Source organism: Embleya australiensis (assembly GCF_051903075.1).
Lineage (GTDB): Bacteria > Actinomycetota > Actinomycetes > Streptomycetales > Streptomycetaceae > Embleya.
Genome location: NZ_CP182423.1, coordinates 3,549,534 through 3,570,345 on the forward strand (window position 1 = coordinate 3,549,534; position 20,812 = coordinate 3,570,345).

13 protein-coding genes and 1 pseudogene are annotated in these 20,812 nt (G+C 72.4%); 9 read left to right on the forward strand and 5 right to left on the reverse strand.

The genetic code is table 11. The features are described from left to right. Window positions 1-2: 2 nt before the first annotated feature. The 3 genes from ACMXN5_RS45580 to ACMXN5_RS45590 all read left to right on the forward strand — a co-directional run bounded on the left by ACMXN5_RS45580 (window position 3) and on the right by ACMXN5_RS45590 (window position 5,840). Window positions 3-4,211, forward strand: a complete 4,209-nt coding sequence (locus tag ACMXN5_RS45580; protein ID WP_439680757.1) for a beta-ketoacyl synthase N-terminal-like domain-containing protein — start codon at window positions 3-5, stop codon at window positions 4,209-4,211. Between the two features lie 187 nt (window positions 4,212-4,398). Further along, window positions 4,399-5,568: a phosphatidylglycerol lysyltransferase domain-containing protein gene (locus ACMXN5_RS45585; RefSeq protein ID WP_439680758.1), complete on the forward strand. Its 1,170-nt coding sequence runs from the start codon at window positions 4,399-4,401 to the stop codon at window positions 5,566-5,568. Window positions 5,569-5,684: 116 nt separating this feature from the next. Then, entirely contained in the window at window positions 5,685-5,840 is a 156-nt protein-coding gene (locus ACMXN5_RS45590) for an SRPBCC domain-containing protein (protein WP_439680759.1), read from the forward strand. A gap of 18 nt (window positions 5,841-5,858) precedes the next feature. On the opposite strand, the gene ACMXN5_RS45595 is transcribed toward ACMXN5_RS45590, so the two are convergent. Continuing rightward, window positions 5,859-7,598, reverse strand: a complete 1,740-nt coding sequence (locus ACMXN5_RS45595; RefSeq protein ID WP_439680760.1) for a dolichyl-phosphate-mannose--protein mannosyltransferase — start codon at window positions 7,596-7,598, stop codon at window positions 5,859-5,861. Between the two features lie 189 nt (window positions 7,599-7,787). Here ACMXN5_RS45595 and ACMXN5_RS45600 point away from each other — a divergent pair, with 189 nt between their 5' ends. Together ACMXN5_RS45600 and ACMXN5_RS45605 are read left to right on the forward strand one after the other, a co-directional pair. Continuing rightward, window positions 7,788-8,639 (forward strand): SAM-dependent methyltransferase, encoded by an 852-nt coding sequence (locus ACMXN5_RS45600; RefSeq protein WP_439680761.1) that lies wholly within the window; start codon window positions 7,788-7,790, stop codon window positions 8,637-8,639. Then, window positions 8,561-8,779: pseudogene (locus ACMXN5_RS45605) on the forward strand (hypothetical protein); the annotation flags it as partial. The gene ACMXN5_RS45600 and the pseudogene ACMXN5_RS45605, both read left to right, overlap by 79 nt. A 115-nt stretch (window positions 8,780-8,894) precedes the next feature. On the opposite strand, the gene ACMXN5_RS45610 reads toward ACMXN5_RS45605, so the two are convergent. Together ACMXN5_RS45610 and rox are read right to left on the reverse strand one after the other, a co-directional pair. After that, the gene (locus ACMXN5_RS45610) at window positions 8,895-9,572 is read right to left on the reverse strand and encodes a hypothetical protein (protein ID WP_439680762.1); all 678 of its coding nucleotides are present in this window, start codon (window positions 9,570-9,572) and stop codon (window positions 8,895-8,897) included. Between the two features lie 217 nt (window positions 9,573-9,789). Further along, window positions 9,790-11,280: a rifampin monooxygenase gene (gene rox, locus ACMXN5_RS45615; RefSeq protein ID WP_439680763.1), complete on the reverse strand. Its 1,491-nt coding sequence runs from the start codon at window positions 11,278-11,280 to the stop codon at window positions 9,790-9,792. A 267-nt stretch (window positions 11,281-11,547) separates the two neighbouring features. On the opposite strand from rox, the gene ACMXN5_RS45620 reads away from it, so the two are divergent. Next, a complete protein-coding gene (locus ACMXN5_RS45620) occupies window positions 11,548-14,127 on the forward strand; it encodes a hypothetical protein (RefSeq protein ID WP_439680764.1) in 2,580 nt (859 codons plus the stop codon). Between the two features lie 276 nt (window positions 14,128-14,403). Next, on the forward strand, window positions 14,404-15,741 hold the full coding sequence (locus tag ACMXN5_RS45625; protein ID WP_439680765.1) for an MFS transporter: 1,338 nt from the start codon (window positions 14,404-14,406) through the stop codon (window positions 15,739-15,741). A 54-nt stretch (window positions 15,742-15,795) separates the two neighbouring features. Here the strand turns inward: ACMXN5_RS45625 and ACMXN5_RS45630 are convergent, their stop codons facing one another. After that, window positions 15,796-17,016: an ROK family transcriptional regulator gene (locus ACMXN5_RS45630; RefSeq protein WP_439680766.1), complete on the reverse strand. Its 1,221-nt coding sequence runs from the start codon at window positions 17,014-17,016 to the stop codon at window positions 15,796-15,798. Between the two features lie 214 nt (window positions 17,017-17,230). Between ACMXN5_RS45630 and xylA the strand changes: the two genes are divergently transcribed. After that, the gene (xylA, locus tag ACMXN5_RS45635; protein WP_439680767.1) at window positions 17,231-18,388 is read left to right on the forward strand and encodes a xylose isomerase; all 1,158 of its coding nucleotides are present in this window, start codon (window positions 17,231-17,233) and stop codon (window positions 18,386-18,388) included. Window position 18,389: 1 nt separating this feature from the next. Beyond that, on the forward strand, window positions 18,390-19,802 hold the full coding sequence (gene xylB / locus ACMXN5_RS45640; protein WP_439680768.1) for a xylulokinase: 1,413 nt from the start codon (window positions 18,390-18,392) through the stop codon (window positions 19,800-19,802). A gap of 25 nt (window positions 19,803-19,827) precedes the next feature. Here the strand turns inward: xylB and ACMXN5_RS45645 are convergent, their stop codons facing one another. Beyond that, a complete protein-coding gene (locus tag ACMXN5_RS45645; RefSeq protein ID WP_439680769.1) occupies window positions 19,828-20,769 on the reverse strand; it encodes a phytanoyl-CoA dioxygenase family protein in 942 nt (313 codons plus the stop codon). Window positions 20,770-20,812 lie beyond the last annotated feature (43 nt).

Below are 20,812 nucleotides of genomic sequence, written 5' to 3' on the forward strand. Positions count from 1 at the left end.
GCATGGACTTCCCCGCAATCGCCATCGTGGGACGCGGCTGCGTCCTGCCCGGAGCACACACCCCCGCCGAACTGTGGGAGACCGTGGTCTCCGGCGCGGTACGGCTGACCCCGTTCTCCATCGGGCGCCCGACGGCGGGGCCCGAGTGGAGCGGGGCCGACCCGGCGAGCACGGTGTTCGGCCACGTCACCGGGTTCGAGGAGCGCTTCGACCCGTACGGCCTGGCCATCGACGCCGAGCAGATCAAGGGCCTGGACCCGACCGTGCGCTGGGTCGTGCACGCGACCCGGCAGGCGCTCGCCGAGGTCGATCGGCTCGGGCTGCACCGACGCACAGGCCTGGTTCTGGGCAACATCTCGTGCCCGACGACGACGATGGTCGCGTACGCCGAGGACGTCTGGCTGCGGTCGCAGCCGGCCGAGGTCCGGGCCGAGTGGCCCCGGCACGACCGGCATTCGCCGATCCCGATGAGCCGATTCTGCTTCGGCCTGCCGGCGCAGCTCGTGGCCCGGGCCTTCGGGCTGCGGGCCGGCGCGGTGGTCCTGGAGGCGGCCTGCGCCTCCGCGCTGTACGCGATCGAACTCGCCTGCCGGAAGCTGCACTTCCGGCAGGCGGACCTGATGGTCGCCGGGGCGCTGAACGGCGGCGCACCCGAGATCATCAGCCACGGCATGGGCCGGCTCGGGGCGCTGAGCCCCACTGCGCGGTCGCGGCCCTTCCACCGGGAGGCCGACGGCCTCGTGCCCGCCGAGGGCACCGCGATGGTCGCCCTGATGCGGCTCGACGACGCGCTGGCCGCGGACGTACCCGTGTTGGGTGTGATCCGCGGGATCGGGGCGACCAACGACGGCGGCCGGGGCGGCATGCTCGTCCCGGACGGCGGTCAGCAACAACGCGCGATGAGTCTGGCCTATCGGGCCGCCGGGATCGACCCCAAGACGGTGTCGCTGCTGGAGTGCCACGCCACCGGCACGGCGGTCGGCGACACCGTGGAACTGGGCTGCGCGGCCCGGATCTTCGCGGAGCGTACGGATCTGCCGATCGGGTCGGTCAAGGGAAACCTCGGCCATCCGCTCACCGCCGCGTCCGGGGCCGCGCTGCTCAAGGTGCTGGGCGCGATGGAACACGGCACACTGCCGCCGACCGTCGGTGCCGACGACGCCAACGAGGCCCTGCGCGGCACACCGCTGCGGCCACTGGCCCGGCCGGAGGAATGGCGGGGGCTGCGGCGGGCCGCGGTCAGCGGTTTCGGATTCGGCGGGGTCAACGCGCACCTGGTCGTGGATGCCTGGGACACCGCCGACCGGGCGTCGACCGCCTTCCCCGGCGTGGCCGTGCCCGGCCCCGCCGGGCGCCGCAGGCACCAAGTGGCGATCGTCGGCCTCGGCGCCCGCGTCGGAGACGGCGACACCACCGGCGACTTCGTCGAGGCGCTGCTGACCGGTGAGCCGAGGTTGCGGCCGCCGCGCACGGTGGAACTGCGCGTGGACGGCCTGCGCATGCCGCCCAACGACATGCTGCAGACCTCCGGGGAACACCTGTTGGTCCTGGAGGCCGCGCGCGACGCGGCCCGCGCGCTGACCCTGCCCGACGAGCGCACCATGGTGCTCGTGGGTGTCGGCAGCGCGACCGTGCACGCCGAGTTCTCCGTCTGGCACAACCGCACGACCGTGGACGCGCGCCGCTCGGCGGCGGCCGCGGCATCCTCCGAGGACCGGGTCGCCGACCCGTTGAACTGTCCGCCGTGGTCCCTCGGGGGCCTGGGCAACATCGCCGCCAACCGGATCAGCGCGCAACTTCGGCTGACCGACGCCAGCGTCGCGGTCTGCGCGGAGGAGGCATCCGGGATCCGGGCGCTCGACCTCGCGGTCGACGCGATCGGCAGCGGAGCGAGCGACGCGGCGCTCGTGGGCGCCGTCGACCTCGCCTCGACGGTGGTGCACAGGTCGGTCGTCCGCGACCTCGGGCTGCCCGGAGCCGAGGGAAACGCGGCCGTGGTGCTGGCCCTCAAGCGGCTCGACCACGCGCGTCGGGACGGCGACCCCGTCCTCGCCGTGATCGATCCGCAGGCCGACGACGGGGCCGGCGCCGATGCGGGAGCGGGCGCCGTCGACCTGGTGGTCGGCGACCTCGATCCTTCGTCGGCGCCGGCGGATCGGCCGGATCGGCTGGATCCTTCCGGCCTGTTCGGTCGTCCGCACTGCGCGGCCGGGCTGTTGAGCGTGGCGTGCGCCGCGGTGGCGCTGTATCACCGCACCGTGCCGGCCGTGGGGGCACCGGCGTTTCCGCGGGCGGAGTTGGCGAGGGCGAAGGTGACCGTGGCCCCGCTGGGTGCGCCTGTGACCGAACTCCTGCTGAGCGCCGGGGATACGGCTCCGGCGGCGACGGGTGTGGCGACCCTGGGGCGAAGGGCGGAGGGGCCGACGCCTGCCAGGCGGTTGTCCAGCATCGCGTTCTTCGACCTCAGGACCGTGCTTCGGCTCCAGGACGCGCGGCCGGCGCGGGAACTGGTGACGCTGCCTGCGGCTCGGGCGGTGCCGGCGGCGGAGATCGGCGGAGCGGCGGGCCCGGTGGTGGCTCCGGCTGCGGTGGCCGTGCCGGTGGTGGCTCCGGGACCCGCTCCCGGTTCGGTTGTGGCTGCTGCTCCGGCTCCGGCTCCGGCCCCCGCTCCCGCTCCGATTCCGGTGTCCGTGCCGGTTGTGGGTTCGGTCGAGGAGACGCTGGTGCCGACCGCGCTCAGTGCGCACCAGCGGGCCGTCGGCAGGTCACATGTGCATTTCATGAACACCCGGCATGAGAATCACCTGCTGTTCCTGGAGGTTCAGCGGCAGGCGACCCGGGCGTTGTTGGAAGTCGCCGGCATGTTCCAACAGTCGTATGGACCGGAGGCGGATACATTCGTGGCGGACTCGGCGGGACCGGTCGCCTCGGTTGCTCCGACTCTGCCGACGCCGTCGGCCCCGCCGATCCCGCCGGCCCCGCCGGCCCCGCCGATCGAGCCGGTTCAGCCGGTCGCCGAGGTCGCGGCGCTCGTTCCGGAGCCGCAACCCGGCCCGGCCGAAAACGAGTTCGTGGTCAGTCCCGATGCCGATCCGTGGGTGCTCGACCACTGTCCCACCTGGACATTGCCGGTGTTGCCGATGATGTGCACGGTGGATCACCTTTTCCAGGCGGCGAGTACGTACACCGGCCTGCGGGCCACCGGTCTGCGGGAGTTGCGCCTTCAACGCTGGATCCCGGTGGTGAGCCCCACCCGGCTGCTCACCCGGGTCGAGCCGATGGCCGATGGGGGTCGGGACGTGCACGCCAGCCTGCTGATGTGGCGGCCGGCCCGGAACGAGGCGCTGTCCAGGTTCGAACTCGTCGCCGAGGCGAGGATCACGTTCGACCGACCCGACACGCCGGCTCCGTTGCCGCCGCTCACCGATGCCCAGCGGGCCGAACTGCCTTACCTCACCCATCGGTTGCCACACGGCCCGGCGTTCCGGTACCTCACCGAGGTCGGCTACGGCAGCGGCGGCGCCTTCGGGATCCTGGACGCGCAACGGGGTTCCGTCCCCGGCACGTTCACCCATCCCGGGCTGCTCGACGCGGCGACGCACATCATCGCCGATCGGGTGTTCTGGCTGCCGTACCCGCAGGTCGGACCCAATGTGGTGCCGTATCCGCACGGCCTGGTCCGCATGGACCTCTTCGCCCCGTTCCCCACCGAGGGGCAACTGCGCGTGGAGGCCCGACCGGGCGGATCCGAGGGCGATCTGCTGTTCGTCGACTTCCAGGTGCTGGCGGGGGATCGGCTGTGCGCCGCGTTCCGCAACGTCAGCATGGTGTCCCCGCCGAGTGTGCTGGAACTGCAATCCGGCGCCGATCGGCGGGCGTTCCTCCTGGAACGCCGACCCGCGCCGAAGATGAGCCTGTCCCAGGTCGTGGGCGGCGCGAGCCGGCTGGATCGGGCGGTCCTGGAGACGGCCGACTGGCCCACCGGCGGGCTGGCCTACGTCTACGGTCTGCCCGCCGGCGCCCCGGCCCGACTGCACGCGGAGGAGGTGGCGATGCGCGAACACGTGGCCCGGGCCCACGGCGAACACCCCGCCCGGGTCGTCGTGGACGTGGAGAACCGGATCGCCTGGTTGTCCGACCAACCCGACACGCGGCACCATCTCGTGGTGCACGCGGACGCCGAGTCGGTCACCGTCGAGAACCGGCCGTAGCCGACACGGGTACACGGTCGACGTCGTAGCGGTGGGCGGGTTCCCTTCGGGGCCCGCCCACCGTCCCGTAGGCGACGTGGAACGAGTGAACCTCCCGGCCTTTTCGCGGTGAAGGCGTATCAGCACCTCCGGACGACTCGTTTGTCCCTGTGACACGACGACACGACCGCCTCAGCTTGGGGAAGCCATGACCTTCGGCACAGAAGAGCCGCCTTCCGTCCGGAACGACCGGCATCGCGGGAGCGGGAAGGGCGACGACGGCAACAGCGGCGTGGTGCCGGTACAGCGGGGAGTGGCCGGCGGAAGCCGGGAGCCCGCGCCCGGCGGCGGCATCGGGGCGGCGACCAGGGTCGCGGTACCGATGGCGGGCGGGCAGGACCCGATCGGGATGTTGCGTGCCCACGCCGACCATCCGAGTGCCTTCCTGGCGGTCAATGCCGGCACGCGCCACCACTACGGGAGCGGCGTCCCGGGGCTCGTCGCGTTTTTGCCGGGGCGGCGCCACCACATCCAGTTCACCGGACCGTTCGCGGCGCCCGCGCACCGAGGGGCGCTGCTCGACGAATACCTGGACACGCTCGAACGCGGTCCGGGCAGGCGCAGGGTGCTGACCGCGGTTCAGCTGCGCTCGCACGACATCGCGCTCTACGCCGATCGCGGCTTCGCGGTGAACCAACTCGGCGTCGCCTACGGCATCGACCTGTCCCGCTTCACGCTGAGCGGCAAACCCCTCGCCAAGGTCCGGCAGAACGTCTCGCGGGCCCGACGGGAGGGGGTCGTCGTCACGGAGGTGGCATCAGACGACGTGCCCGACCGACGCACCCTGGAGCGGATCGACCGCGAGTGGCTGCGCGAGAAGGGCCGCCTCGTGCGGCAACTGTCCTTCATGGTCGGCGAACACGGCGGAATCGGCCGGACATTGCGCCGTACGTTCCTGGCCCGGCACCGAGGGGAAGTCGTCGCCTACATCACGTACGCGCCCGTGTGGGGAAGCCGCCCCGGGTGGTTGTGCGACCTGTCGCGCCGCCGCCCCCAGGCCCCCGTCGGCACCCACGAACTGATTACCCTCACCGCGTTGAACACCTTCACCGAGGAGGGTGCGGGCTGGCTCCACCTCGGGCTCGCGCCGTTCGTCGGACTCGCGGACGAGCACGAACCCCCCAGCGCCTCCGCCCTGTTCGGTTGGATGCTCCGACAGGGGACCAAGCGTGGGCGCGAACTGTACCCGGCGCGGACCCAGGAAGCCTTCAAACTCAAGTGGGCCCCACATGTGCGCGAACCCGAATACGTGGCCTTCCAGGACCGCTTCCGGGTGACGGCGGTATGGAACCTCCTACGCGCCACCCGCCTGTTGTGATCGTCCGGATGTTCTGCCGGGTCGGCAACCCTGGACTCGGGGCATGGACAGGATCGATCGGGTTGGTCGGGTGATCGCGGCGTCACCGGCGGCCGTCTACCGTGCCCGCGGGAACGATGACGATGACCTGGCACCTTGGTGCCGCCGGTGTGGGGACCGAGGTGACCGTCACTGCCACGGGCGTGCCGGCCGGGATCGATCAGGCGGTACACGAGGCCGGGATCGCCTCCTCACTGGCCAATCTGGCGGCGCATGTCGAAGGGGCCCGCTGACGGCGATACTTCGCCGGCTCAGATCCAGGTGCTGAACCACAGGCGGTCCAGCCACGCGCTTCGACCGATCGTCTCGCCGGCGAGGATCGGGTAGAAGTAGAGGAAGTTCCAGGCGATCAGGGCGATGATCGCGACGACTCCGGCGGTGCCCCAGGCGCGTCGGCGTTCGGTGGCTCCGGGTGGGCCGAGGAGTGCGCCGAGCATCATGGTGACGGCCAGGCACAGGAACGGGACGAACGCGACGGCGTAGAAGAGGAAGATCGTGCGTTGCTGGTAGGCCATCCAGGGGAGGTAGGCGGCGGCCAGGCCGCACAGGATCGCGCCCGCACGCCAGTCGCGCCGACCGGCCCAGCGGAACAGCAGGTAGCCGACCGCGACCACCCCGGTCCACCACAACATCGGCGTGCCGATGGCGATGATGGTTCGGTAACACTCCTGCTCGCCGCACCCGCCCGTGCCTTGCCGCAGGGTCTCGTTGTAGTAGAGCACCGGTCGGCCGAGGACGAGCCAACTCCAGGGGTTCGACTGGTAGTCGTGCGGAGCCTCCAGATGCGTGTGGAACGACCACATTTCGGCGTGGTAGTGCCACAGGCTGCGTAGGGGTGCGGGTACCCAGGTCATGCCGAACTGGGGGAGTGGGATGCCGAGGACGTGGTCGGGGGACAGTCCGGCGCGGTCGTCGGCCCAGTGGCGGAAGTAGCCGTTGTCGGTGAGGAACCAGCCGGTCCAGGACCAGATGTAGATGCCGAGGGCGATGGCGACGGTGGACAGGAACGCGAAGAGGACGTCGTGGCGCAGGGTGGCGCGGTAGGGGCGGCGTGCGCCGCAGGCGCGGCGGGTGCCGGCGTCCCACAGGACGGTGAGGATGCCGAGGGCGGCGAGGACGTAGACGCCGCTCCATTTGGTGCCGCAGGCCAGGCCGAGGCAGATGCCGGCGACGATGCGCCAGGGGCGCAGGCCGAGTTTCATGCGGGCGGCGCGGGCGGCGTCGGGTCCGTCGGGGAACATGCGGGCGGCGAGGGCTCGGGTGTCGTCGCGGTCGATGAGCAGGGCGCCGAAGGCGGCGAGGATCCAGAACATCAGGACGAGGTCGAGCAGGGAGGTGCGGCTCATCACGAAGTGCAGGCCGTCGAGGGCCATGAGGAGTCCGGCGATGCAGCCCAGGAGGGTGGAGCGGAACAGGCGGCGGCCGATGCGGCAGAGCATGAGGACGGACAGGGTGCCCAGGACGGCGAGGGCGAAGCGCCACCCGAACGGGGTCAGCCCGAAGAGTTGCTCGCCGAGGGCGATCGTCCATTTCCCGATGGGCGGGTGGACGATGTAGGAGCCCTGGGTCTGGAGGCTGTCGGCGTTGCCGGCCAGGATCTGGTCGTTGGCCTCCTTGGGCCAGGTGCCCTCGTAGCCGAGTTTCAGGAGCGACCAGGCGTCCTTGGCGTAGTACGTCTCGTCGAATATCACCGACTTGGGCTTGCCGAGGTTCCAGAACCGGATGAATCCGGCCAGGAGCGTCACCAGGATGCACGGCAGCCAGCCGCCGCCGGTGTAGGCGCTGTTGTCGGTGTACGACGGCACCAACCGCTCACGCAGCGACGTCGGCGGCCGATCCCGAAACCCGAACCGAGCCAGTGACCAGGCCCAACCCCTGGCCCCGGTGGCCCCGATCCCGCCATGCGCGGTACCGCGGGTGCCGGGGAACTCCCCATCCCTCTCCGGCGGTTGCGCACGGGTCGGCCGGCCGATCGCCACGTCACTCGTCACCCCAGCATCGTACTGACGTACGAATCGCCCGATCGCCCGTTCCGCAACCTCCCGAACTGCGGAGAGAAGCGACGCCGAGGGGAACGAGCGTGCGACGGCCGGGTAGCATGCCCATTGCATGATGCGATCAAGGGACGCGCACGAGGGGCCGCCCCCGTGCGGTCGGTTCGAAACGGAGGCGACGACTCGATGGACTCCGGGTTCGAGCGCTCAGCCGAGCAGGAGGCTCTCATCGCAGACTGGACGCCGCCGGAGATCGACACCACCAAGCCGCACTCGGCGCGCATGTACGACTACTTCCTCGGCGGCAAGACGAACTTCGCCCCCGATCGGGAAGCCGCGGAGCAGACGTTGCTCGCGGTTCCGTACGCGCGTACCGCCGCGCGGGCGAACCGGGCGTTCCTGTTGCGGGCGGTCGCGCACCTCGCCCGGCTCGGGATACGGCAGTTCCTCGATCTCGGCACCGGTATCCCCGTCGAGGGCCGCAACACGCACGACGCCGCCCAGGGGATCGCGCCGGACTCCCGAGTGGTGTACGTCGACAACGACCCCATCGTCCTCGTACACGCCCGTGCGCTGCTGAGCAGCCACCCCGAGGGCGAGACCGCATACATCGACGCCGACGTCCGCGACCCGGACGCCATCCTCGAACACCCCGCACTCGTGCGGTCCCTGGACCTCGACCGGCCGCTCGCGGTCATGCTGCTCGCGATACTGCACTTCGTCCCGGACGACGAGAAACCGGTCGACCTCGTACACCGGTTGACCGACCGGCTCCCCTCCGGCAGCCACCTGGTGCTCTCGCACCTGACCGGCGACTTCGACCCGGTCGGCACCGGCGGCGGCGCCAACGTGTACCGCAAATCGGGTATCCCGATGCAGCTGCGCAGCCGCGCCGAGGTCGAGGCACTGGTGCCGGCGGGCTGGGAACTGCTCGAACCGGGCGTCGAACTCGTCTCCCGATGGCACCCCGAACCCGACGCCGAATTCCCGGACCCGGCGGACGTCGGCTGCTACGGCCTGCTGGCACGCAAACCCTGAAAACACGGCGTGCCGCCGGTGCGGCGGCCTCGACCCGAGCCGAGGCCGCCGCGCCGGGACCGGCTCGTGGGAGAGCGCTGCTCGGGTCGCTCGCCGACGCCGAGGACGTGGTCCAGGAGACCTACGCCCGCTGGTACGCGACGACCGACGCGCAACGCGACGAGATCGAGGTCCCGGCGGCGTGGCTGACGAAGGTGGCGGGCTCCGTTGACCCGAGCGCACGGTGGCACTCGCGGTCGCGTCGTGTGGTTCCGTCTAGCGCTCCAGCACCAACCGCTGCGCGGGGCGCACCGGTCGGCCGAAGTGGGCGCAGCGCTCCTCGAACCCCGGCGGGAGCCACGTGCCGCCGAGCAGCCGCGGGTGGGACGGAAACGCCGCGAGGGCCGCCAGCGCGAACACCAGGGACGCCCACGGGGTGGCGAGGCGCACGCGCATGTACCCCTTGCCGTACATGTCGTGGTAGCGGGCCTCGAAGACGCCGGGCTCGGGCAGGTCGATCTGGTCGAGCCCGGTGAAGCCGAGACTCAGCGGGTTGCGGGGATGCGCGAGGTACGCGGTCAGGTGCGTGATGGTCAGTTCGCCGCCGCCGTCGTTGACCCAGCGCGGCACGGTGTCCTGCTGCGCACGCTTGCGCCGCGCCGCGTTGCCCAGGGCGTTCACGGCAAGCGCGCCCACCACGAACCCCGGCCTGCCGATCGCGGCCACCCCGGTGCTGCGGTAACTGCCGTTGCCCACGGCGCGCAGCCGGAACTGCTCTCCGACCCCGGTCGCGAGTACGCGCTCCCCCGGCGCGATTCGGGCCGTACTCGCCACGAGCGGGCGGCGGTCCGCCTGGCCGGTGACGACATCGGCCACGATGTCGCAGGTGTACCAGAGGAATTCGTCGGTCTGCGTCCACCCGTTGGCCGGCTGGGAGCCCATCCGGTTGCTCACGCTCGTCCCCTCGCCCGGCGAGCCCCGTGCTGCGCCGCGATTCCGAGTCTAAGCGTGTCTGATATACCAGAGCTTGAACACACCCCCACAACTTCCCCACCCACGCCCCCCGACCGACGACTCGGCGCACCCGACCGGTCGGCGGGCGATGCCGCCGACCGGTCGAGTTCGGCGTCGGAGTACCACGGGTGAGGGTGCCTCGGCTGTCGGGGCGAGGTCAGGGGGCGGGGTGGCCGAACCAGCGGGAGAGGTGGGTGTTCAGCTCCTGTTGGTTGTCGCCGATCCAGGCGATGTGGCCGTCGGGGCGGAGGAGGACGCATGGGGCGTCCAGGGCCGCGGTGGGGTCCGCGACGTGGTCGACCCGGTCCGACCAGGCGCCGGTGGTCAGGTGTTCGGTGCGGTCCAGGAGTAGGCCGCGGCCGTGGCGCAGCAGGGCGTAGAGCCGGCCGTCCTTTGCGTCGATGTCGCGCATGCGGCGGCCGAGGAGGTCGGGGCCGTCGCCGAAGTCGTAGCGGATGTCGATCGCGGTGATCTTCTCGATGAGGCGGCGGTTCACCTCGTCGATGTCCATCAGCTCGGTGAGGAGCCTGCGCACGGCCTGCGGGCCCGGGTCGGGGGAGTGCAGTTCCGTCTGGGCGCGGGTGTTGTCCAGGACGGCCGCGGCGACCGGATGGCGTTCGCTGTGGTAGGTGTCCAGCAGCGGGTCCGGCGCCCAGCCGCGGATGTTCGCGGCCAGTTTCCAGCCGAGGTTGACGGCGTCCTGAACGCCCAGGTTGAGGCCCTGGCCGCCGGTCGGCGGGTGGATGTGCGCCGCATCGCCGGCCAGCAACACCCGCCCGACGCGGTAACGTTCGGCCAGCCGGGTGGCATCGCCGAAGCGGGACAACCAGCGCGGGGAGTGCACGCCGAAGTCGGTTCCGGCGATGGCGCGCAGCTGTTGTCTGAAATCCTCGAGGGTGGGCGGTTCCGTGCGATCGGCGACGCCCGCGGCCGGGACCAGGACGCTGTACACCCCTTCGCCGAAGGGCCGGAGCCAGAATCGCCTGTTGGTGCGGCTGATTTCGCTCACCTTGGCGGCGATCTCCTCCTGCGGCACGCTCACGTGCATCTCGCCCATCAGCGTGTCGTTTCGCGAGGGCTCGCCGGGGAAGCCGACGCCGAGCCGTTTGCGCACCGTGCTGCGCGCGCCGTCACAGCCGACGAGATAGCGCGAACGCAGCCGTTCGCCGTCGGCCAGTTCGACGGTCACACCCTCCTCGTCCTGCTCGAAATCGGCCACCGCGCAGTCGCGCCGAACCTGCGCGCCCAGTCGGGTCGCGTGTTCTTCGAGCAGCCGCTCGATGACCGGCTGCGGGATGCCCAGCAGATAGGCGTGCGCGGAATCCAGGCCCTGGGGCGCGGGTTTGTCGATGCCGGCGAAGAAGCCGCCGGCCGGACGGCGCCGGCCGCGTTCGAGCAGGCGATCCAGCAGTCCGCGCATGGCCATCAGTTCGAGACTGCGAATGTGCAGGCCGACGATGCGGACGAACGATACGGGCTCGGTTTCCTTCTCCAGGACGAGCACCCGCACGTCGTGCAGCCGCAGTTCGGCGGCCAGCATGGCGCCGGTCGGTCCGCAGCCGGCGATGATCACGTCGAACACGAGGGGCGCACGATCGGCGCCGGCGGCGGAGGAGCGGAGTTCGGGGGCGACCTGTGGAGATTGCATGGGTATGGCCTTTCGGGAGTGCCTTGTCGGCGTGGCGCTCCCGGCGATACCTACGTCAATCGCCGGCCGTGACCGCAAGGGGGAGCACCCATATCGCTACAACGTTCATGGGTCTCACCTCCTCGGGCGGTGTCACGGTCGAGTGCAAGGTATAGGCGTGGGGCCCACCCGTCCAATGCTTTTCCGGCCCCGCGATCACGACCGCGAACGAGCCGGGCGCCGGGTCCCGGGCAGCCTGGGCCCGGGGTGTGTCGCAGGATGGGGTGCGTGAACATATCCGATGAGAGTGCCGGGGCGAGTGCCGCCCTGACGCTGTGTGACCCGGACTGGGTGCCGGACCTCGCGGCGCGAATGTGCGAGCCCGTCCTGGACGCCCTCGTCCGGGCGGCGCATCTGCCGCGGGAGCTGGTCCGGTGTCTGCTGGCGAGCGCCGGCCCCGGCACCCGCGCGGCTCTCGCCCGCGACGTTCTCGCGCGCGGAACCGTGCCGCCGGCGGACGTGGCGATCGTGCTCGCGGCGCTGGGCGGGCCGGACTTGGCGGTGCGGCTGTACCTGGCCGAATTCCCGTTGGGTTTCGACTCGCCCAATCGATTCGTCACCGACCCCTTCGTCACCGACCCCGGGCCGGCCGACGACCGCGCCCGCGCCGAAGACCGGCGGGCGGCGACCCGGAAGCGGACGGCCGCCGCGTTGTGCGTCAGGTCCGCGGTACTGGCGTCGGCGGATCCGGCCGATCCGCGGTGGCGCGAGCCCGGCGGCCTGGTCGAGCGACTGTCGCACACCCGGGCGGACGCCCGGCTCGTCCCGGTGCTGCGTGGCCCGTTCCCCGAGTCGATCGCGCACGCGCTGCGGGTGTTCGGCGACGACCCGACCCCGGCCGTACGGGTCGACGCGAGGCGCCGGCTGCGGGAGGCCGGTGGCGAGGATGCCTTCGCACTGGGCGGAGCGTGCGATGCGGCTGTGGACGCGCCGCCGCTCGACGACGCCGTGTTCGACGCGCACCTGCTGCTGCTCGGGCTGCGCCACCTGGGCCGGAACCCGCCGAGGGAGGACCGGTACACGAACGACGACGACGAGGGCTGGAACACCGATTTCGCGGTCTACGCGTGGACCGAGTTCGCGTCGGTCGCCGACGAACTGCTGCCGTGGGACCTGATCCTGGCCGAACACGCCCGCCGCCCGTTCACGGGTGCGGGCCTGGCGGCGCTGACCACGCGTCCCGGATGCCCGGACGACCTGGCCGACGAGGCGTACCGCGCGGAGCCGTACCGGGTCCTGACCGCCGCGCCGGACATCGTCCCCCTGGAGTGGATCGCCGCCTTCGAGGCCGGCACGTCGAGCGGCGTCGTGTGGGAGCCGCTGTTGTCGCGCGGGCTGGTGGAAGGCCGGTACGACCCGGACGAGGTGCTGAACACGATCGCCCCGGCCACCGGCGTGTTCGCCGCCCTCCCCTTGGCCGTGCCCGGCGTGCGCGACGCCGTGTCCCGCCTGGCCGCGCGCCTGGGCACGGACACCGCCGCGTGGACCGCGATCCGCACCGGCAAGGCCCGGTTCTCGGGTACCGTACGGCAGTTCGTCGAGTCGGCGGTCACCGGACACGTGCCCGAAGACCACCACATCACGTTCGCGGGCTCGCCCGCCTCCGCGAACTCCGTCGAAGCGGCCTTCCGGACCCTGTTCACGTGCGCCGGGCCGGATGTACAAGCCGCGCTGATCCCGACGTTGCCGTCCCGGGCGGTGCGGTTGCTGTGCATGGTCGGCGGTACGGACGCGACGACGCGGGCCGCGCTCCTCGCCGCACACGGCCGGCTCGCGGCCCTGGCCTTGGCGACATACGCGGCAAAGTTGTCGGCCGAGGAGACCGCGGAGTTGCTGGACCGCGACGACCCCGAGATCAACGCCGCGTTGTATGCCCACGCCCGGCTCACCCGCGACCAACGTGTACGCGTGGCCTCCGGCACCGACCGGCACGGGCGTCCGCGCGCGGTCCCGGTCGCCGAAAGCGTCGCCTCCTGGGCGCGCAAGCCGCCACCGGAACAGGTCCCCGACCGGGTCGCGGCCGTGCGGCGTTCGGGGCATCCGCTGATGTTGCGACATCTCCCCGCAGACGCGGCCGGGCTGACCACGGCGCCGCGCCTGGCGATGCTGGTGCGGCTGTGGGAGCACGGTGGGCCACAGGATGTACAGGAGTTGCTGGACCCGACGAGCAAGGCCGCGAGAGGCCGACCGATCGACAAGTGGACGTGGCCGCCCCACGTGTGCGAGGCGGCCCGGCAGGCACTGGCCGCCGGACCCGACGCGGGACTGGAGCTGCTGCGCGCGTTCGCCGCCGAGGCGGCGCGTCCCGAGGCGGTGATCGCGGATCTGCGCGGGGCCGTCCGCGTGGTGCGCCCGTTCCGGGACGAGTCCCTGCCCTGGCCGGAAGTCCTGCGCGCCCAAGCCGAGGAGCCGTTCGGGGACAACCCGATCCGAAGCCTCCTGGACCACCCCGACTGCCCGCCCGAATTCCGGGACGGGGTGCTGTACGGCCCCGTCCCGTACCGGACGTTGGGCCAATGGATCGAGATGGGCCTGGACTCCGGCGCGTTGACCGTACTGGACGTGGCGGCGACCGCGTGCGTGCAGGCCCCGCAGGCCGTTCGCATCATCACCGAACACGCCGCGTGGACACCGGGTTTCCTCCGCGACCCCGCATTCCGCGAGCTGATCCGGCACGTTCGCGGCCGACTCGACCGGCCCGACGCGTGGGTGGTCGCGGTGCGCCTGCTCCACGGGTTCCCCGGCACCCTCCTCGAACTCCTCGACACGGCGGCCGCGATGACCGCGGACGACACTTCGTCCCGCTGACAACGCTGATATCGCGGACAACACGCACAATGCGCATCCGGTCCTGCTCTCGCCGAGGTCGCGCCGACGGGTTTTGGCGGTTTTACGACACAAGTTGGCAGATTAATGGAAGGAAGCCATTGCGGCCTCGTGACAACGTGACGCCATGAGCACGACACCGTGGGATTCGCGTCGCCGGCGGCATCGGCCCCGTCCGGGGGCGGAGCCGCCCGTCGAACAGGCAACCACGACGGGGCCACACACCCACCGCACCACGACGTCGGGGACGGGGAGCCGATGACGCCGACGCCCACCCCGAAGGCATCCCGGGGCATCGGGGCCCGGATACGTCGCGCGGCGGTGGACACGCGTCCGTTCGCCGTACCGGCCTATCGGCGGGTGCTGGTCGGCCAGGGGGCCTCGCTGGTGGGCACGATGGTCACCGAGGTCACGGTCCCGGTGCAGATCTACTCCCTCACGCACTCGTCGTTCTACGTGGGCCTGGCCGGACTCTTCGGCTTCGTGCCCATCGTGGTGTTCGGCCTGTACGGCGGCGCCGTCGCCGACCGGATCGATCGGCGCCGGCTGTGCCTGTGGTCGTCGCTGGTGACCTGGGTGGTGACCATCGCGCTGCTCGCCCAGACCCTCCTGCACGCCGGCTCGGAGTTCCTCCTGCTCGGCCTCGTCGCCGTCCAGGGGGCCGGCTTCGCCACGGCGTCCTCGGCGCGCGGCGCGATCATTCCCCGCATCGTGCCGCACGAGTTGATCCCCGCCGCCAACACCCTGAGCTTCACGGTGGGCAACATCGGCCAGATCGCGGGACCTCTGGTCGCGGGCGTCCTGCTCACCCTTCCGCACGGGTTCGCCTACGCCTACGCCGCCGACGCCGTCCTGTTCACCCTGTCCCTCTACTCGACGTGGAGACTTCCGCCGATCCCGCCGGCGGGAGCCGCGACGGGCACCGGGATCGGCGCCGTGTTCGAGGGCCTGCGCTTCATCGGCGGCAGTCCGATTCTGCTGATGTCGTTCGCCGTGGACATCGCCGCCATGGTGCTGGCCATGCCGAACGCCCTGTTCCCCGAGGCCGCCGCCACCCGCTTCCACGGCGGGATCGGCGTCCTGTACTCGGCGGTCGCCATCGGATCCCTGCTGGCCGGCCTGTGCAGCGGATGGATCGCGCGCATACGCCGCCAAGGCGTCGCGCTCACCCTCGCGGTGGTCGCGTGGGCGAGCGCCATCACGCTGGCCGGCCTCACCCGCGCCCTGTGGCTCGCCGTCGCCCTCCTCGTCCTCGCCGGCGCCGCCGACCTGGTCAGCGCCGTCTACCGGCAGACGATCCTGCAGACGTGGGCCCCGGACGAGATGCGCGGACGTATGCAGGGCGTCTTCACCGTCGTCGTCACCGGCGGACCCCGACTCGGCGACCTGCGGGCGGGAGCCATGGCGGCGACCACCACCCTCGGCATCGCCTGGTCGGGCAGCGCCATGCTGTGCATCGTCCTGGTCGTGGTCGGCGCCTTGGCCGTACGCCCGTTCTGGCGCTACGACGCCCACCGGGAGCACTGCGAAGTCCCCCCGCCGATGTCCGACCCGCCGACCCCGCGCCCCCAGTCCCCGGCGGAACCGGCTCGGTGAGACCGGCCGATCACCGCCGCTCGGAACGTGGCCGGGCGCCGCCTCCGGCGGGTTCTACGCCACGGCGCCGGGGGCGGCGAGTACTCGGGCGACGACTTCGCCGGCGGCGCCCAGTACCGCGCCGTCCGTGAGTTCCGAGCGCCATATCGTCGGGGTGCGGCCGCGGAGTCTGCCGCCGCCGGCCTCGAGGGCGGCGGTGATGTGCGGGGTGAGCCAGGGGGCCATGCGGGCGGGGATGCCGCCGAGGACGAGGGCCGCGGGGTCGAAGAGGTTCGTGACGGCGACCAGGGCGATGCCCAGTCCTTCGCCGGCCCGCTTCGCCGCCGCGAGGGCGCGGCGGTCCTTCGCCTCCAGGCGGCGCACGAGTTCGGCGGCGCCGGCGCCGAGCAGGTCGGCGCAGTCCCGGGCGTCGGGTCCGGTGGGGGCGGTGTCCGGTACGTCGGCGGCCCGCAGGACCGCGTCCAACCCGGCGACCTGCTCCAGGCAGCCGCGTCCGCCGCAGCGGCACGCGGGTCCGCGGGGGGCGACGACGACGTGGCCGAGTTCGCCGGCCGCGCCGTGCGTGCCGCGGAACAGCGCGCCGGCGACGACGATTCCCGCGCCGATGCCGGTTTCGCCGGACACGTACACGTAGTCGCCGAGCCCGGCGCCCGCGCCGAACCACAACTCGCCGAGGGCGGCGAGATTGGCCTCGTTGTCCACCGTCACCGGCAGCGGTTGGGGCGGCAGCGCCTCGGCGATGAGTTCGGCGGCGGGCAGCGCGTCCCAGCCCAGGTTCGGCGCGTTCACCGCCCCGCCGTGCAGCACGCCGGGGACCGCCACCGTCGTCCCGACGAGGGTGAGCCCGGCACGGCGCGCCTGCCCGGTGACCGCGTGGGCCAGCCGGCCGAGGGCCGCGATGTCCCGGTGCGGGTCGGCGCCGGCGCCGGCGCGGGGGACGCTGCGGCGGATGCGTACCCGCCGGGTGAGGTCGAGGACGCACGCGGACAGGTACCCGACGTTGATCTCCAGGCCGAGCCCGGCGATCGGCCCCGAGGCCACGGACACCGGAGCGCCGGGCCGCCCGCGTCCGGCGCGGACCGGGTCCTCGGCACTCACCAGCCCGAGCGCGGTCAGCGCGGCGACGCGCGCGGACACGGTGGTCTTCGTGAGCCCGGTGAGTTCGGCCAGCCGCGCGCGGGTGACCGGCTGGCTGCGGTCGATCTCGGCCAGCACCAGCGCCAGGTTGCGTTCGCGCATCCCGACCAGATCGGTGGGGCCGTCCGGCGTGCTCATGGCGCGGATCCTCTCACCTGCGGACGGACGGTCTTCCCGCGGGCGGCTGTTGACAGGCCATTGACAGTTGCCCGGGTGCGCGGTTGGCTCGTTGTGGAGTTTAGTCCAGAGTCCTAACTAATTGAGTGACGATTCGAAGTGATTCGCAGAGATTCGCACCGATTCGCAACGATTCGACGCGATGCGATTCGATCGGTTCGCTCAGGGAGGCGCGATGATCGACCTCGTCCCGACCCCGGAAGACCGCTTCAGCTTCGGGCTGTGGACGGTCGGATGGCAGGCGCGCGACCCGTTCGGGGACGCCACTCGCGCCCCGCTGGAGCCGGCCGAGGCGGTGTATCGGCTGGCCGAACTCGGCGCGTACGGCGTCACGTTCCACGACGACGACCTGATCCCGTTCGGCGCCGAGGAGGCGGAGCGGGCGAAGCGGATCGCCGCCTTCCGGGCCGCGCTCGACGCGACCGGCATGATCGTCCCGATGGTCACGACGAACCTCACGGCCCACCCCGTCTTCAAGGACGGCGCGTTCACCGCCAACGACCGCGGCATCCGCCGGTTCGCGCTGCGCAAGGTCATGCGCAACCTCGACCTCTCCGCCGAACTCGGGGCGCGGACCTACGTGTTCTGGGGCGGCCGGGAGGGTTCGGAGACGGACGCGGGCAAGGACGTGCGGGTCGCGCTCGACCGCTACAAGGAGGCGATCGACATCCTGTGCGCGTACGTCCGGGACCGGGGTCACGACCTCCGGTTCGCGCTGGAGCCCAAACCGAACGAGCCGCGCGGCGACATCTTCCTGCCCACCGTCGGCCACATGCTCGCCTTCATCGCCCGCCTCGAACACCCCGACATGGTCGGGCTCAACCCCGAGGTCGGCCACGAGCAGATGGCCGGGATGAACATGGTGCACGCGGCGGCTCAGGCCCTGTGGGAGGGCAAGCTCTTCCACATCGACCTGAACGGCCAGCACGGGCCCAAGTACGACCAGGACCTGGTGTTCGGCCACGGCGACATCAAGAGCGCGTTCTTCCTCGTCGACCTGCTGGAGCACGGCGGCTACGACGGGCCCCGGCACTTCGACTTCAAGCCGATGCGCACCGAGGACACCGCAGGGGTGTGGGCGGGCGCGGCCGCCAACATGCGCACCTACCTGCTGCTCCGCGAACGTGCGCGCGCGTTTCGCGCCGACCCCGAGGTGCGCGAGGCCAGGGCCGCCGCCGGGCTGGACGAGCTGGCCGTACCGACCCTCGCGCCGGGCGAGACGTATGCCGACCTCGCGGGCGACACGTTCGACCCCGACGCGGCCGCGGTCCGCGGTTCCGGCTACGAGCGGCTCGACCAGCTGGCCGTGGAACACCTCCTGGGCGCGCGCTGACATGCCGGGGCGGACCCTGGTCGCGGGCATCGACTCCGGGACCCAGTCGTGCAAGGTGGTCGTCTGCGACGCGGCGAGCGGCGCCGTGCTGCGGCAGGGACGGGCACCGCACCCCGACGGCGGCGAAGTCCCCCCGGAGGCTTGGTGGCAGGCGCTGCGGACGGCCTCGGCCGAGGCCGGGGGACTGGACGACGTCGCGGCGGTGGCGGTATCCGCGCAGCAGCACGGCGCGGTGTGCCTCGACGAGGGCGGCGCGGTCGTCCGCGACGCGCTGTTGTGGAACGACACCCGGTCGGCCGGCGCGGCGGCGGCGTTGTGCGCCGAGTACGGCGGGCCCGGGGCGTGGGCGCGCGCGGTCGGGAGTGTGCCGGTCGCGTCGTTCACCGTGAGCAAGCTGCGCTGGATCGCCGAGCACGACCCGCGGTCGGCGGCGCGGACGGCGGCGGTGTGTCTGCCGCACGACTACCTCACGTGGCGGCTGACCGGCGGCGGTGACATCGGCGGGCTGACCACCGATCGCGGCGATGCGTCCGGGACCGGCTATTGGTCGCCCCGCGAGGAGGCGTACCGACCGGACCTGCTCGGCGCGGCGTTCGGCGCGCGGCCGGTGTTGCCGCGGGTGCTCGGTCCGCGGGATGCGGCGGGGCGTACGGCGTCGGGCGTGCTGGTCGCGGCGGGCACGGGCGACAACATGGCGGCGGCGCTCGGCGTGCACGTCGCGCCGGGGGAGGCGGTCGTGTCGCTCGGGACCTCCGGGACGGTGTTCGTGCCGTCGGCGTCCCCGACGGCGGACCCGTCCGGGGCCGTGGCGGGATTCGCCGACGCCACCGGCGCGTTCCTGCCGCTGGCCTGTACGCTCAACGCCGCCCGCGTCCTGGACGCGGCGGCGGGCGTGCTCGGCGTGTCACACGAGCGGCTCGCCGAACTGGCCACGGCCGCACCGCCCGGCGCCGACGGCCTGGTCCTCGTCCCGTACCTGGACGGCGAACGTACCCCCAACCTCCCGAACGCCGCCGGCGCCCTGCACGGCCTGACCACGGCCAACGCCACCCCCGGCCATCTGGCCCGCGCGTACGTCGAGGGCATGGTGTGCGGCTTGGCCGACGCCCTCGACGCCGTGCTCGACACCACGGCCACCGACGTCGCGCGCATCCGGCTCGTCGGCGGCGCGGCCCGCTCGCCGGCGGTCGCGACCATCGCCGCGGAGCTGTTCGACCGCCCCGTCACGGTCCCCGCGACCGGCGAACTCGCCGCGTGGGGCGCGGCCCGGCAGGCCGCGTGGGCTCTGACGGAGGACCCGCACCCTCCGGTGTGGGCGGTCCCCGGCACGACATACCTGCCGGTGCGCGACGGCGCGGCGGCCGTTCGCGCACGGTATGCCGCCGCTCGCCCACTCCACCTGGACCGCCTCTGACGGCTGGGGGGCGACGGGCCGCGGATCACGGTGGTGGGGGCTTTTCCCAGGGCGAGAGGTCGAGGGTCGGGTAGCGCTGTGCCATGGCGCGCAGCGTGTCGGGGTTCCAGAACGGGTGCCCGGCGGGCGGGAACCCGAACAGGGCGAGTTGGCCGGCTGTCGCGCGTTCGACGAACCGGTACCAGGCGGTGTCGTGGCTGCGGTCCGCCCACGGTCCGCGCAGGGCCCAATCGGCGGATGCCGGGCGGTAGTTGACGTGCATGGTGAAGCGCGCCCCGCAGGGGCGGGTCAGTCCGGTGCCGCGATGGAAGGTATCGAGTCCGAAGGCGACGACGGTGCCGGCCGGGCCGGCGGCGGAGACCTCGGCGTCGTAGAGCGCACGGGTGTCGCCGGCGGTGACGAACGCGCGCAGGTCGTCGTCGGGGGCGGCCCCGGGATCGGCGCCGGGGCGCAGGTACCAGTTGGGGCGGGCGGGGAAGTGCCGGGTGTGCTCGCGGGGGACCAGGTGCGGGGGCCCCAGGTCCTCCGGCACGTCGCACAGGTAGACGAACATCTCCACCTGGCGGCACCCGGCGGCGTCGGTGGGGACCAGGACGGTGTGGTTGAGGTAGTCCCGGTGCAGGTCCTGGTCGTAGTCGGCGCCACCGGTGTACTTCGCCCACACCTCGGCCTGGTACATCCGCAGGTCGTCGTCGCCCGCGAGCGCGGCGGCCAGGTCGCTCAGGCGGGGGTGTACCGCCAACAGGCTCAGCTCGGGGGAGGCGAAGGGGAACGTGTCGATCCCCGCGAACTCGTCGTCGACGTATCGCCGGCGTCGGGGGTCGATCCCGCCGTGGAAGGCCGCGGCCGTCGGGTGGAGCGCTTCGAGACCGGCCTGCGCGGATGCCAGATCCTCGGCCGATAAAAACCCCGGCAACACGACGAACCCGTCCCGCGACCATCGCGCACAGACCTCACTGGTGTCCATCGCTCCAGGGTGCGCCGAACTCCGGGCCCCCACAACCGAATTC